This window comes from Bradyrhizobium sp. U87765 SZCCT0048 (genome assembly GCF_018131225.1).
In the GTDB taxonomy this organism is placed as follows: domain Bacteria; phylum Pseudomonadota; class Alphaproteobacteria; order Rhizobiales; family Xanthobacteraceae; genus Bradyrhizobium_A.
This window is the reverse complement of sequence record NZ_JAFCMM010000001.1, coordinates 464,725-477,879: the sequence shown is the minus strand read 5'-3', so window position 1 is coordinate 477,879 and position 13,155 is coordinate 464,725. Positions and strand designations below refer to the sequence as shown.

Annotated in this window: 12 protein-coding genes; 4 read left to right on the top strand and 8 right to left on the bottom strand. The window is 66.1% G+C overall.

Annotated elements, in window-relative coordinates; all coding sequences use genetic code 11:
• Positions 1-129: 129 nt before the first annotated feature.
• Entirely contained in the window at positions 130-1,212 is a 1,083-nt protein-coding gene (locus JQ639_RS02030; RefSeq protein WP_211969699.1) for a 3-deoxy-7-phosphoheptulonate synthase, read from the bottom strand.
• 363 nt (positions 1,213-1,575) lie between these two features.
• On the opposite strand from JQ639_RS02030, the gene JQ639_RS02025 reads away from it, so the two are divergent.
• Entirely contained in the window at positions 1,576-2,652 is a 1,077-nt protein-coding gene (locus JQ639_RS02025) for an NHL repeat-containing protein (RefSeq protein ID WP_211969700.1), read from the top strand.
• A gap of 121 nt (positions 2,653-2,773) precedes the next feature.
• Here JQ639_RS02025 and alr read toward each other — a convergent pair whose 3' ends face one another.
• The 3 genes from alr to JQ639_RS02010 form a co-directional block, all read right to left on the bottom strand.
• On the bottom strand, positions 2,774-3,955 hold the full coding sequence (alr, locus tag JQ639_RS02020; RefSeq protein ID WP_211969701.1) for an alanine racemase: 1,182 nt from the start codon (positions 3,953-3,955) through the stop codon (positions 2,774-2,776).
• 140 nt (positions 3,956-4,095) lie between these two features.
• Positions 4,096-5,592 carry a replicative DNA helicase gene (locus tag JQ639_RS02015; RefSeq protein ID WP_211969702.1) on the bottom strand — a complete coding sequence of 499 codons (1,497 nt, stop codon included), beginning with the start codon at positions 5,590-5,592 and terminating at the stop codon, positions 4,096-4,098.
• A gap of 201 nt (positions 5,593-5,793) precedes the next feature.
• Complete coding sequence (locus JQ639_RS02010; protein WP_211969703.1) at positions 5,794-7,044, bottom strand: cyclopropane fatty acid synthase; 1,251 nt, start codon at positions 7,042-7,044, stop codon at positions 5,794-5,796.
• 401 nt (positions 7,045-7,445) lie between these two features.
• Between JQ639_RS02010 and JQ639_RS35165 the strand changes: the two genes are divergently transcribed.
• Positions 7,446-8,345, top strand: a complete 900-nt coding sequence (locus JQ639_RS35165) for a hypothetical protein (protein ID WP_249123580.1) — start codon at positions 7,446-7,448, stop codon at positions 8,343-8,345.
• A gap of 245 nt (positions 8,346-8,590) precedes the next feature.
• On the opposite strand, the gene rplI is transcribed toward JQ639_RS35165, so the two are convergent.
• The 4 genes from rplI to rpsF all read right to left on the bottom strand — a co-directional run bounded on the left by rplI (position 8,591) and on the right by rpsF (position 11,034).
• On the bottom strand, positions 8,591-9,181 hold the full coding sequence (rplI, locus tag JQ639_RS01995) for a 50S ribosomal protein L9 (protein WP_211969706.1): 591 nt from the start codon (positions 9,179-9,181) through the stop codon (positions 8,591-8,593).
• A 39-nt stretch (positions 9,182-9,220) separates the two neighbouring features.
• Positions 9,221-10,174 (bottom strand): DUF2232 domain-containing protein, encoded by a 954-nt coding sequence (locus tag JQ639_RS01990; protein WP_211969707.1) that lies wholly within the window; start codon positions 10,172-10,174, stop codon positions 9,221-9,223.
• A gap of 141 nt (positions 10,175-10,315) precedes the next feature.
• Positions 10,316-10,555: a 30S ribosomal protein S18 gene (gene rpsR / locus JQ639_RS01985; protein WP_211969708.1), complete on the bottom strand. Its 240-nt coding sequence runs from the start codon at positions 10,553-10,555 to the stop codon at positions 10,316-10,318.
• Positions 10,556-10,560: 5 nt separating this feature from the next.
• A complete protein-coding gene (gene rpsF / locus JQ639_RS01980; protein ID WP_211969709.1) occupies positions 10,561-11,034 on the bottom strand; it encodes a 30S ribosomal protein S6 in 474 nt (157 codons plus the stop codon).
• A gap of 341 nt (positions 11,035-11,375) precedes the next feature.
• On the opposite strand from rpsF, the gene JQ639_RS01975 reads away from it, so the two are divergent.
• Both JQ639_RS01975 and JQ639_RS01970 read left to right on the top strand, forming a co-directional pair.
• Complete coding sequence (locus tag JQ639_RS01975) at positions 11,376-12,119, top strand: TetR/AcrR family transcriptional regulator C-terminal domain-containing protein (protein ID WP_211969710.1); 744 nt, start codon at positions 11,376-11,378, stop codon at positions 12,117-12,119.
• Entirely contained in the window at positions 12,116-13,141 is a 1,026-nt protein-coding gene (locus JQ639_RS01970; RefSeq protein WP_211969711.1) for a fatty acid desaturase family protein, read from the top strand. The genes JQ639_RS01975 and JQ639_RS01970 overlap by 4 nt, the downstream gene beginning before the upstream one ends.
• The last annotated feature ends 14 nt before the right edge of the window (positions 13,142-13,155 follow it).

Genomic DNA, 13,155 nt, shown 5'->3' with positions numbered 1-13,155 from the left:
GGAGCGAGGATCATGGGGCGAGGTCATGAGCGATGTCCGAGGAACGCCGGCCGGCCCGGCCAATCTCCGGCGCCGGCGATTCTCAAGCCGGGAGGATTGCGGCGGCCGGATGGCCGCCGCAATCGGACGTCATGCCCCGAGCTTTGCCGCGCCGCGCGTGGCGACCCGCCGTTGTTCGACAGCGGCGGCGAGGCGCTCCAGCACCGGCACGGTCTCGTCCCAGCCGATGCAGCCATCGGTGATGCTCTGGCCGTAGGTGAGCGGCTTGCCGGGCTCGAGATCCTGTCGCCCGGCGACCAGATTGCTTTCGACCATGACGCCCATGATGCGGCTGTCGCCTGCGGCGACCTGACTGGCGATGTCGTCGATTACGAGAGGCTGGCGTTCCGGCTTCTTGGAGCTGTTGGCGTGGCTGGCATCGATCATCACCATCGGGGCGAGGCCGGATTTCGCGATCTCGCCGCACGCCGCCTCGACGCTCTGCGCGTCATAGTTCGGGCTCTTGCCGCCGCGCAGAATGACGTGGCAATCGTCGTTGCCAGTCGTGGTGGCGATGGCCGAGCGGCCGTCCTTCATGACCGCCATGAAGTGATGCGGCTGCGAGGCCGACTTCACCGCGTCGACGGCGATGCGCACATTGCCGTCGGTGCCGTTCTTGAAACCGACCGGACAGCTCAGGCCCGAGGCGAGCTCGCGATGGATCTGGCTCTCGGTGGTGCGCGCGCCGATGGCGCCCCAGGCGACGAGGTCGGCGATGTACTGGGGCGTGGTCATGTCGAGGAATTCGCAGGCCGCAGGCAGACCGAGATCGTTGATGTCGAGCAGCAGCTGGCGCGCGAGGCGCAGGCCCTTGTCGATGTGAAAGCTGCCGTCGAGGTCGGGGTCGTTGATCAGGCCCTTCCAGCCAACCGTCGTACGCGGCTTCTCGAAATAGACGCGCATGATGATGTCCAGGGATGATTTCAGCCGCTCGCGCAGCGCGACGAGGCGCCTCGCGTAGTCCCGCGCAGCAACCGGATCGTGGATCGAGCAGGGGCCGACAACGACGGCCAGGCGATCGTCACGGCCGTGCAGGATGGCCTGGAAGGTCTCGCGGGCGCTGGCGACGATACGTGTCGTCTCCAGTGTACGCGGATGTTCGTGCATGACCTCCGCGGACGGGGTCAACGGCTTGATCTCGCGAATACGGAGATCGTCGGTGGTGCTCAACATGCCTGGGGTTCCTTTGACTGTCTGGATCTCCCGGCTGGCGGCACAAAAAAACCGCCAGACGGCTGGCGGTTGTTCGGGACTTGATTTGCTGCAATCCTCAGATCGAGCGCACCCCTACCTCCGCCGGCGGCCTGCGAAAGCCAAAATACCAATAAAAGCTCGGGGCGGATGCAAAGGTCATGAGCGACATATAATTGTCGGCGGTCGCTTTGTCACGGGTCTTTTCGGCGCCGGCTGCGATGGCTTAGGCTCGGCCCGCCGGGTCCGGTGTTCCGGAGGCGCGACATCGGGGGATCGGTGACGCTCGTCAACGGCCGTGCAGCACAGCCCGGCCGGTCTGGCGCGCTCCAGGGAGAGATGCCGATGAGATGGGTGATGATGCTGTCCGGCCTGTTGCTGGCGACCGCGGTTCATGCCGCCGACGTGCCGGCATTCAAGGTCGATCCGTTCTGGCCGAAGCCTCTGCCCAACAACTGGATCATGGGACAGGCGGCCGGCGTCGCGGTCGACGCTCGGGACCACATCTGGGTGGTGCAGCGGCCACGCACGCTGACTGACGACGAGCGCGCAGCTAGCCTGTCGCCGCCGGCGACGAAGTGCTGCGTGCCGGCGCCGCCGGTGATGGAGTTCGACGCCGACGGCAATCTGCTGCGCGCCTGGGGCGGCAAGGGCGAGGGGTACGACTGGCCCGAGAACGAGCATGGCATCTACGTCGACCCCAAGGGGTTCGTCTGGCTCGCCGGCAACGGTGCCCATGACGGCCAGATCCTCAAATTCACCCAGGACGGCAAGTTTGTGATGCAGATCGGCAAGTCCGGCGAGCAGACCGACAGCCGCGACACCACGCGTCTCGGCAAGCCCGCCAACATGACGCTTGATGCCGCCGCCAACGAGCTGTTTGTCGCCGACGGTTACTACAATCACCGCATCATCGTGTTCGATGCGGACAGCGGAGCCTTCAAGCGGATGTGGGGCGCCTACGGCAAGCCACCGACCGACGACAAGGTGCCGCCCTACGATCCCGCGGCCGCGCCGTCGCAACAGTTCGCCAATCCCGTGCACTGCGTACGGATCGCCAGAGACGGTCTCGTCTATGTCTGCGACCGCACCAACGATCGCATCCAGGTGTTCCGCAAGGATGGCAGCTTCGTGAAGGAGATGTTCGTCGAGAAGGCGACGCGCGCAAACGGTTCGGTGTGGGATCTCGAGATCTGGAACGACGCCGATCAATCGTTCCTGATCAATGCGGACGGCGCCAACAACGAGGTGCGCACGCTCAAGCGTGACAGTGGCGAGATCGTCGGGCGCTTCGGTCGCAACGGCCGCATGGCCGGCGACTTCCACTGGGTGCACAACCTCGCGATCGACTCCCACGGCAATATCTTCACCACCGAGGTCGATACCGGCAAGCGGGCGCAGAAGTTCGTCTTCCAGCGTTAGCGTGTTTTCGAGCGAAGGGGTCACCGGTTCGCGGGAAGCAGACGCGTCGAAAGAGAAAGCCGGAGCGCGTTCGTGATTTCACCGAAAGCGAACGCGCTCCAGCGCGCGCGGCGCGGTGGCGTCAGGAGGCGCCCCCGCGATAGACGCGGGCGAAACGGCGGCCGAGGCTGGTGAGCACCTCGTAACCGATCGTGCCGAAGTGGTGGCCAAGGGCGTCGACCGTAACGCCTTCGCCGATCAGGGTAACGAGGTGGCCGCGACGCACCGCGTTCGGCGGCAGATCGGTGATGTCGGCCGCGAGCAGGTCCATCGAAATCCGGCCGGCGACCGGACAGCGGCGCCCGGCGACCACGACCTCGGCGCTGCGCACGCCGTCGACGCCGCCGGCGGCTCTGAAATAGCCATCAGCATAGCCGGCCGCGATGACCGCGAGGCGGGTGGGGCGACGCGCGGTCCAGGTGGCGCCATAACCGACCGTATCGCCGCGTTCGACATTGCGGACCTGGACGATGCGGCCCTTGAGGTCGACGACCTCGGCCATGGGGTTATCGGCTTCCGGTGTCGGATTGACGCCGTACAGCGCCGCACCAGGGCGTACCATGTCGAACTGGTACTGCGGGCCGAGAAAGATGCCCGAAGAGGCTGCAAGCGAGGCCGGAATGCCGGAGAACGCCTGCGCGATCTCGCGGAACGCAGCGAGCTGGCGGCCGTTCAGCGGATGTCCCAGCGTTTCCGCACAGGCGAGGTGGCTCATCACCAGCGTGAAGCCGTGGCTGCCGCTCCTGACGCGTGGCAGCAGCCCCTGAGCCTCGGTCATGGTCAGGCCGAGCCGGTTCATGCCGGTGTCGACATGCAGTGCCGCACCGCCGGACCAGCCGCTGCGCCGGCAGAACGCATCCCATTCGGCGAGTTCAGCGAGATCACCGATCACCGGACGGGCGTTGATTTCGGCAAACACCTCGGCGGTGCCGACGAGGCAGCCGTCGAGCACATAGATTGTTGCCGATTTGGCGGCGGCGCGGGCCGCGCGCGCTTCGTTCAGCGTGGCAACGAAGAAGGTCTTGCAGCCGGCCGCGGCGAGGGCGGCGGCGACCGCCGGCAGACCGCAGCCATACGCGTCCGCCTTCACCACGGCGGCGCATTCGGCCGGTACCGAACGGCTCTCGAGCTTGCGCCAGTTTGCGACGAGCGCAGCGAGATCGATGGTCAGCAGGCCGGTCTGTGCCGACAGCGACAGGCTGTCGACGCTCTCGAGTGCGATCGCCGCGTGGGGACTGCCGGAGTGATGGTCGGGCGCGGTCATTGTCGAAGCAGGGATCCGGAAAGCATGTTGCGGTCAGCGCAACGCGTGATGACGCGCAGCATACGCGGCGGCCCGGCGTGGTTCAACCGCGACACCGCGCGTTGCGACGTCTGGCCCGCAGCGCTGCGGCGTGGCCGCGGTTACTCGCTGGTCGGGATATAGCCGTCGTGGGCGAGGTCGCCGAACTTGGTGATGTTGGCGTCGAAGTGCAATTCGACGGAGCCGGTCGGACCGTGACGCTGCTTGCCGATGATGACTTCGGCCTTGCCGTGCACCAGCTGCATGTCGGTCTGCCACTTCTCGTGCTCGGGCGTGCCCGGCCGGGGCTCCTTGTTCTGCAGGTAGTATTCCTCGCGATACACGAAGATGACGACGTCGGCGTCCTGTTCGATCGAGCCGGACTCGCGAAGGTCGGACAATTGCGGGCGCTTGTCTTCGCGGTTCTCGACCTGACGCGACAGCTGCGACAGCGCGATGATCGGGACGCTGAGTTCCTTCGCCAGCGCCTTGAGGCCGGTGGTGATCTCGGTGACTTCCTGCACGCGGTTGTCGGACTTCTTGCCCGAGCCCTGCAGCAGCTGGATATAGTCGATGATCAGCAGGTCGAGGCCCTTCTGCCGCTTGAGGCGGCGGGCGCGGGCGACGAGTTGCGAAATCGAGATGCCGCCGGTTTCGTCGACGTAGAACGGCAGGTTTTGCAGTTCGATCGCATGGTCGCGGATGACATCGAAGTCGGCTTCGGAGATGCCGCCGCGACGGATGTTGCTCGACGGGATGCCGGTGACTTCGGCGATGATACGGGTCGCGAGCTGGTCGGCCGACATTTCGCACGAGAAGAAGCCGACGACGCCGCCATTGACGGTCTTGTGAGTGCCGTCGGGCGCGACTTCGTAGGTGTAGGCGCGGGCGACGTTGTAGGCGATGTTGGTGGCGAGCGAGGTCTTGCCCATGCCCGGGCGGCCGGCGAGCACGATGAGGTCGGAGCGCTGCAGGCCACCCATGCGGGTGTCGAGGTCGCGCAGGCCCGTGGAAATGCCCGACAGCTTGCCGTCGCGGTTGTAGGCCGCGGCGGCCATGTCGACGGCGATGGTCAGCGCCTGCGAGAACTTCTGGAAGCCACCGTCGTAGCGGCCCTGTTCGGCCAGCGAGAACAGCTTGCGCTCGGCATCCTCGATCTGGGCGCGCGGCGCGAAGTCGACGGGGGCGTCATAGGCGACATTGACCATGTCCTCGCCGATCTGGATGAGATCGCGGCGGAGCGACAGCTCATAGACAGTGCGGCCATAGTCCTGGGCATTGATGATGGTCGTCGCCTCGGCGGCGAGGCGCGCGAGGTACTGGCCGACCGTCATGCCGCCGATGTCGGTGTCGGCGGGAACGAAGGTCTTGAGCGTCACGGGGGTCGCGACCTTGCCGGCCCGGATGAGGTGGCCGGAGGTCTCGTAGATCAGCTGATGGATCGGCTCGAAGAAGTGCTTGGTCTCGAGAAAGTCCGAGACGCGGTAGAAGGCGTCGTTGTTGACCAGGATCGCGCCCAGAAGGCTCTGTTCCGCCTCGATATTATGTGGCGCCGAGCGATAGGCCGGCGACGCCGCGTCGGGCGCGAGCTTGAGGACATTGGAGTCTGTTGGCGGCATGAACGGGCGCGTGCGTTGGAATTTTCGGGTGAAATGTGGGGCGCTATGAAGCACCCGGGACGTTCGCTCCGAAAGAGCGATGATGCGTCTTATGCCCGATTCTCACAACGTCGCGACGGCAATCCCGACAGGCGGTTGCCGCAGGGCTCGGTATTCAAGATGTGGTGAGCCCTGCGGTTCCCGAGCTGTGGCGGGATCCGGCTATTCGCCGGCGAGCTGCAATTTCGGTCCCCGATTGCCCTCGACGGCCCGCAGGCGCGCTTCCTCACGCAAGATGTAGTCACGTGTGATGGGGACGACGCCCTGCCGCTTGGTGAGCTGGATCTGGAACACCATGTTGTTCTGCTTGCGGAACGACATCTCGGACGCGGCCAGATAGAATTCCCACATTCTGACGAAGCGGGCGTCGTAGAGCTGCTCGGCCTCCTCACGGCGAGCAAGGAAGCGTTCGCGCCAGGCCTTGAGGGTTTCGGCATAGTGCAGGCGCAGGATCTCGATGTCGGTGACCAGCAGGCCCGCACGCTCGATCGCCGGAAGCACCTCGGACAGCGCCGGGATGTAGCCGCCCGGGAAGATGTATTTGGCGATCCACGGGTTGGTGATGCCCGGTCCTTCGGAGCGGCCGATCGAATGCAGCAGCATCACGCCGTCGTCGCTCAGCAGCTCGGCGCAACGCTTGAAGAAGCGATCATAGTAGTCGAGGCCGACATGTTCGAACATCCCGACCGAGACGATGCGATCGAATGGGCCGGGGATGTCGCGATAGTCCTGCAGCAGGAAGCGGGCCTGTTGCGCCAGCTTCTTCTCGGTGGCGCGGGCGTTGGAGATGGCGAGCTGCTCTTCCGACAGCGTCACGCCGGTGACGTCGGCGCCGGCCATCTCCGCGAGATAGAGGCCAAGACCGCCCCAGCCGGAGCCGATGTCGAGCACGCGCTGGCCGCGCGCCAGCACCAGCTTGGCGGCGATGTGGCGCTTCTTGGCAAGCTGGGCATCGTCGAGCGTCGCGTCGGGGCTCTCGAAGTAGGCGCAACTGTACTGCTTGTCGGCATCCAGAAACAGCGAGTAGAGGCGGCCGTCGAGGTCGTAGTGGTGAGCGATGTTGCGTCTGGAGCGGCTGCGCGGATTGAATTGCTGCACATGGCGCAGAATGTAGCGTGTCAGCCACTGCAGTTTCGCCCAGCGCGGCACCATGTCGGGCTGGTCGAGCGCGATCGCGAGGACGTCGGCGATCGAGCCGTGCTCGACCGTCAGTTGGCCGTCCATGTAGATTTCGCCGAAGGCGAGTTCGGGGTCCAGGATCAGACGGCGTTCGGCTTCCCTGGTCACGAAGCGGATGGCGGCCGGGAAGCCGGTGCCGTCACCGCATGTGAAGCGGCTTCCGTCCGCCGAGATCACGGTCAAGGAACCGCGCCGGATGAATTTGTTGAGAACGAGTTTCAGCAAGCTGCTCATCGTCGCCACCCAATGATGAGCGCAGGCGGATTCCAGCTCCGCGGCTGCGCGGAATTTCAATCCTCTCCAAGGTCCCCCGTGGATTGACCTGTAGGTATTTAAGCATGGGGATCGGCAATCACCAATGCGCGGGGAACAAGGCCGTTAGAACCTGACGGCGTCGTCGGAGTGTCGATGGAAGTGCTTCCATTCGCCGGATAATCGGCTAAACCTGTCTCCCGAAGCGAACCATTTCCGCATCGGAGGATTGAATGTTGGGCCGAGCGCTCAGTTTGGCGGCGGCCGGTCTGGTCGGCTGCCTTGTTGCAACCCCCGGATGGGCGCAGAACCTCGATGCCGGCAAGTCGCCGGCGCAGCTCTTCAGCGGCAGCTGTGCGGCGTGTCACAAGAGTGCGCGAGGCTTGTTGCGGACCGTCCCGCCGTCGTCGCTGCCCGGCTTCCTCCGCCAGCACTACACCACCGGCACGGACATGGCCCAGGCGCTCGCCGGCTATCTGGTCGCCAACGGCGCGACCGCGGCGGAGCCACGCAGCGGCGGCAAGCGCGGTCGTCAGGATGCCGGCAATCTTCGCCCGGATGCACCGATCGGCAGTGCGCCGGCCGAGGAGCGGGCGAGGGAGCAGACCGAGCGGGCCGAGCGCAAGCCGCCGCGTGCGGCCAATCCCGCCGTGGCGCAGCCAGACGTGGCGCAGCCAGAGGAGGCTGCCCAGTCCGGTGGCCGTAAACAACGCCATCGCAAGCCCGAGGTTGCCCCGGCCGAGGCCGCCGCTCCCGATGTCGCGGGCAGCGAGACGCCGGCCGCCGGCAGAAGCAAACAGAAGCTGTCGCGCAAGAAGAAGGGCGAGCCGGTCAAGGACGAGGCCAGGACCGAGCCGAAAGCGGAGCCCAAGGCAGACACCGCGGCGGAGCCGGCAGGAGCGTCGGCCAAGATCGAGGCCAAGCCTTATGTGAAGCCGGCAGCTCCTCCGGTGGCGAACGAGAAGGCGATTGACGCCGCCGTGCCGATGCCGGAGCCCGCCAACGTTCCGCCACCGACCGCTGCCGACGTCAAGCCGGAAGCGCCGAAGGCGACATCGGACAAGCCTGCGGCGCCGGAGAAGGCGGCGAGCGAGGCGCCAGCGCCGGAGAAGGACAAGCCCGCGAGCGCTGCGGCTGACGCGCCGGCTGCCGACACCGTGGCCAAGCCTGCTGACACCAGGCCTGCTGATACCAAGCCTGCTGACACCAAACCTTCCGACACCAAACCTTCCGAAACCAAGCCGGCCGATGCCGAGCCCAAGCCGGCGGCCCCGCAGCAGTAACAATCAAGTGCAGGTGATAAACGCGGCGGAGCAGGGAAAGCCTCTCCGCCGCGTTTTTTTGTTGCGCGGACATTTGCTGGTTTGGTCTGGCCTCGCGGCACGGCAGAGGACGATGTCATGACATCCGGATCCCTGCTGAACGGCACGCCGCCGCGCGGTCTTCGCTCCGGATAAAGAAAAGGCCCCGGTCTGCGGACAGACCGGGGCCATATTCAGCGTTGGGCCGGGCCTCACGCCCGATGCGCTTACTGCGCGTCGGAAGCCGGCTCGTCGTCGTGCTGGGCGTCCGGATCGAAGAATTCGCCGGCCGCGGCCAGGGCCTCGGCAGCCGCATCCTGGTCTTCCTGGCGGGAGTTGACGTCCTCGCCACGGTTGATGCGCTGGGCTTCGTCGGCGCTACGCGCGACGGTCACGGTGATGCCGGCCTCGACCTCGGGATGCACGGCGATGCTCACCGGGTGCTGGCCGATGACCTTGATGGGCATGTCGAGCAGAACCTGCGAGCGGCTGACGTTGACACCGTCATTGGCCAGCGCCGCCATGATATCGCGCACCGACACCGAACCGAACAGCTGGCCGGTCTCCGAGGCCTGGCGCAGCACGATGACGTTCTTGCCGTCGATCTTCTCGGCGACCTTGGTGGCTTCACCCTTGGCCTGCAGGTTGCGGGCCTCGAGATCGGCCTTCATGCCGTCGTACTTCTCGCGGTTGTCCTTGGTGGCGCGCAGCGCCTTGCCGCGCGGCAGCAGGAAGTTACGGGCGAACCCGTCCTTGACCTTCACCACGTCGCCCATCTGGCCGAGCTTGGCGACACGCTCCAAAAGAATGACTTCCATCTGTGATCTCCTTCGTGTGGGTATTTTCAGGACAATTTGTCAGGATGACAAAGGCGGTGGTTTCAGCGCCTTGCGGCGGCGGAATCCGATGAGCTCGTCGGCGATGCCGAGGAGGGCGACGACGATCAGCGGCCAGCCGAACATCACCACCGCGGCATAGGTGCTGCCGAGCCAGAGCCCGCGCATCGCGGTCGACTGGGTGAGGGTGTGCAGGACGGCGAAGCCGACGAAGGCGTAGGCCATCACCAGCGCGGCGGTGACGATCTGGGCGATCATGGCGACGAGGCCGCCGAGGAAGCACAGAGCCAGCGTCGCGGCGAGCGCGACCAGTGTCAGTGGCGGCAGCTCGATGGTCTGCAGTCGGGGCCACGGCCGCGGCAGGCGCCCGGAGGTGCGGGTGATCTTGCCGGCGAGCCACAGGTTGAGCACCAGAGTCACCATCGCGACCATGGTGGCTGCGACCGGAGCGATGGCTGCGAACAACGTCACCACCTTGTCGATGTCGGCATCCGGGCCGGTGCCATCGCGCGTGCCGAGCAGGCGCGTGAGGCCGCCCTTGAGGCTATCGGTGATGGTCACGGCGTCGAAGCCGAGTGACAGCAGCGCGGTGATGGTGGTGAGCGAGGCGAACACGGCCATCCAGACCAGCAAGCGGCCTGGTGGGTACCAGTCCAGCGCAGACTGGCCGTTCGGCGTTGCCGTCTCGGCGGGGCGGGCGAGCAGGGCAAGGTGGCCGAGCCACCACGCGGGAAGAGCGATGGTGACCGCGAACGCCACCATATAGGGCGGGCCGAGGACGACGCCGATCAGGAGGCTGGCGGCGAGGCCGCCGACGAGCGCGGACGCTGCGCCCCATCCGAGCGCGGCGACCATCAGCGGCAGAGGGGCGAGGTAGAACAGGACGAGCGAGATCAGCGCGCCCGAAACGATGGACACGAACATCAGCGCCGACGCACAGCCGGCTGCAATGGCAATGAGGATCTGCGTCATCATCAGCTGTCCCGCTCTCCTTCGAGCGGTTAGAGGTCGTCTCGACCCCAACCATCGGCCGCAGGATCAGTCCGGCAGCCTTATGAAATATGTAGCAAACGAATGAAGAGGACCCGCGGACGCACCGCCGGTCCTCATTCCGCCTTAGCGGATCACGTAGGGAAGCAGACCGAGGAAGCGCGAGCGCTTGATGGCGCGGGCGAGCTCGCGCTGCTTCTTGGCGGAGACCGCAGTGATGCGGCTCGGCACGATCTTGCCGCGCTCCGACACGTAACGCATCAGGAGCTTGGAATCCTTGTAGTCGATCTTTGGCGCGTTCTCGCCCGTGAACGGGCAGGACTTGCGACGGCGGAAGAACGGACGGCGTGCACCTGCATCAGCCATGATGATTACTCCTGGGTCTCAGCAGCGGGGGCTTCGTCGCGCGGGCGGCGCGGGCCGCGGTCGCCACGGAAGCCACCTTCACGGTCGCCACGGAAGCCACCGCCTTCGCGGTCGCCACGGAAGCCGCCGCCACGATCGTCGCGATCGCGGTCACGCTCGGCCTTGCGCATCATCGCCGAGGGACCTTCCTCGAGCTCGTCGACGCGCACGGTCAGGTAGCGGATGATGTCTTCGTTGATCCGCTCCTGGCGCTCGATCTCGCTCACCACCGCGGCCGGGCCGTCGATGTTGAACATCACGAAGTGAGCCTTGCGGTTCTTGTTCATGCGGTAGGTGAGGGAGCGAATGCCCCACGACTCGGTCTTGGTGACCTTGCCGCCGAGGCCCTCGATCACGCCGGTGAGCTGCGTGGTGAGCTCTTCGACCTGCTGGGCGCTCGCATCCTGGCGCGCGAGAAATACATGCTCGTAAAGAGGCATGGACGTCCTTTCCTGGTTGGTGTGGCGCTTTCGGCGGCAAGCCCTTCGAGCCCTTCGGGAAAGGCTCGACTGCTCAGAAGGCGGGAACACGGGACGTCGGGCGAAATGCCCTGCCGCATCAATCCAACAAGAATGATTGGTGAGGTCGTCCGTTCAGCTCCCGGCCGGAAGCCCACGAATGGCGCGCTTATAAGGGATATTCGCCGAAAGGCAAGGTGGAACCGCCCGGTCCGGGCACCCCGAGATCGGGCCGCACGGGCCCAATTCGGGCTCCGCGCGCCGTCGGAGGTCCGCCTTGACCCATTTGTTTGTCTGTCATACAAATAAATCCGGAGGACGCGATGCCCTCAGAGCCTGTCCACGACCTGACCGATGCCCCCAAGCATGCGGCCCGGGCCACCCGTTCGGCCGGCCAGCGCACGCGCTCGCGTCTGCTGGATGCAGCGGCCGGCCTGTTCAAGGCGAGCGGGCTGAGCGGTGTCTCCATTGCGGACATCGCGGCCTCGGCGGACGCCTTTCCCAGCCAGATCACCTATTACTTCCGCACCAAGGAGGCGCTGTTCGTCGAGGCAGCCTGCCGGGACGTGCTGCATGCCGCCCGCATGGCCGAAGACGCGGCCCACGGCGCCACCACGCCGGAGAGCTACACCCGGGCGTTGGTGGAGGCGGTGATGGGGACTGATGCGCTCGGCTTCTTCGTCGAGGCGATGACGTTGACCCGGCGCCGCCCCGACCTGTCGCCGCTGATCGGGCGCACGATCGAGCGCCTGCACCACGAGGGGCAGCGGGCCTATGCCGGCGAGATGCAGGCGCGGGGCTGGCGGTCGCGGCGCGACCCGGCAACCAGCGCCGAGAAATTCTGGACCATCGCAGTCGGCGTGACCCTCGAAGGTCAGGCCATGGGACGCGCTGCGGACCAGCTTGTCGCCGCCATGCTGCGTCTGCTGGAGACCCAGGCAGATGCGGTGGCGCCGGGCGGGTCGTCGCGATCGGTTGCGCCGCTGCGTCTGGTCGAGCGCGATGGCGCAATCGATCAAGACAATCCTGCCGAACAATCAGAACAGAATGGGGAGGGCCATCGATGACCGCGCTTCGTATTCGCGCCCGCGACCTGATGACCGACGCCGAACTGGTCGAGGTGCGCACGCGCTCGTCCTGGAAGGGGATCGCGCTGATCGTTCACGCCTGGGCGCTGATCGCAGGCGCCATTGCGCTGGTGGCATGGTGGCCCAATCCGCTGACCTATGTGCTCGCGGTCGCGATCATCGGTTCGCGCCAGCTCGGACTTGCCATTCTGATGCATGACGGCGCGCACGGCAGCCTGGCGGATGGTGACAGGCTCAACATGGTGCTGAGCCAATGGTTTTGCGCCTATCCGATCTTCGCCGAGACGCGGGCCTATCGCCGCTATCATCTGCAGCATCACGCCCATACCCAGCAGGACGACGATCCGGATCTCGTGCTGTCGGCGCCGTTCCCGATCACCGAGGCGAGCTACCGGCGCAAGTTCATCCGCGATATCACCGGGCAGACCGGCTACCAGCAGCGCAAGGCGCAGTTGCTCAACGCGCTCGGCGATCCGTCATGGCCGCTGCATCAGCGGTTCGCGCATTTCCGTGACAAGCTCGGACCGCAGGTCGCGGTCAACGCGGCGATGTTCGCCGTGATGGCGCTTTTCGGCGTGTGGTGGGCCTATCCGCTGCTGTGGCTGGTGCCGCTGCTGACCTGGATGATGGTGATCACGCGCGTTCGCAACATCGCCGAGCACGCGGTGGTGCCGGACAGCAACGATCCGCTGCGCAACACCCGCACCACCCGTGCCGGGTTTCTCGAGCGGCTGTTCGTGGCGCCGTACTATGTGAACTATCACCTTGAGCACCACCTGCTGTTCTATGTGCCGTGCTACAACCTGCCGCGCGTGCATGCGATCCTGTCACGCGGGCCGCATGCCGGCCGCATGGAGGTCCAGCCGGGCTATCTCGCCGTGCTTCGCCTCGCCACGGCGAAGGCCGCCAACGAGGACCGGCCCGGCGAGATCGTCAGCAATGCGCGGCGCGCCCAGGCGGGCACCCGCATGAGCGGCGACCAGGCGGCGTCGGGATTCTGACGCCGCCATGGCGG

What these genes read in the sequence shown, in the direction of transcription:
- JQ639_RS02030 (WP_211969699.1), bottom strand. Translation starts at nt 1,212, where the DNA reads ATGTTGAGCACCACCGACGATCTCCGTATTCGCGAGATCAAGCCGTTG.
- JQ639_RS02025 (WP_211969700.1), top strand. Translation starts at nt 1,576, where the DNA reads ATGAGATGGGTGATGATGCTGTCCGGCCTGTTGCTGGCGACCGCGGTT.
- alr (WP_211969701.1), bottom strand. Translation starts at nt 3,955, where the DNA reads ATGACCGCGCCCGACCATCACTCCGGCAGTCCCCACGCGGCGATCGCA.
- JQ639_RS02015 (WP_211969702.1), bottom strand. Translation starts at nt 5,592, where the DNA reads ATGCCGCCAACAGACTCCAATGTCCTCAAGCTCGCGCCCGACGCGGCG.
- JQ639_RS02010 (WP_211969703.1), bottom strand. Translation starts at nt 7,044, where the DNA reads ATGAGCAGCTTGCTGAAACTCGTTCTCAACAAATTCATCCGGCGCGGT.
- rplI (WP_211969706.1), bottom strand. Translation starts at nt 9,181, where the DNA reads ATGGAAGTCATTCTTTTGGAGCGTGTCGCCAAGCTCGGCCAGATGGGC.
- JQ639_RS01990 (WP_211969707.1), bottom strand. Translation starts at nt 10,174, where the DNA reads ATGATGACGCAGATCCTCATTGCCATTGCAGCCGGCTGTGCGTCGGCG.
- rpsR (WP_211969708.1), bottom strand. Translation starts at nt 10,555, where the DNA reads ATGGCTGATGCAGGTGCACGCCGTCCGTTCTTCCGCCGTCGCAAGTCC.
- rpsF (WP_211969709.1), bottom strand. Translation starts at nt 11,034, where the DNA reads ATGCCTCTTTACGAGCATGTATTTCTCGCGCGCCAGGATGCGAGCGCC.
- JQ639_RS01975 (WP_211969710.1), top strand. Translation starts at nt 11,376, where the DNA reads ATGCCCTCAGAGCCTGTCCACGACCTGACCGATGCCCCCAAGCATGCG.
- JQ639_RS01970 (WP_211969711.1), top strand. Translation starts at nt 12,116, where the DNA reads ATGACCGCGCTTCGTATTCGCGCCCGCGACCTGATGACCGACGCCGAA.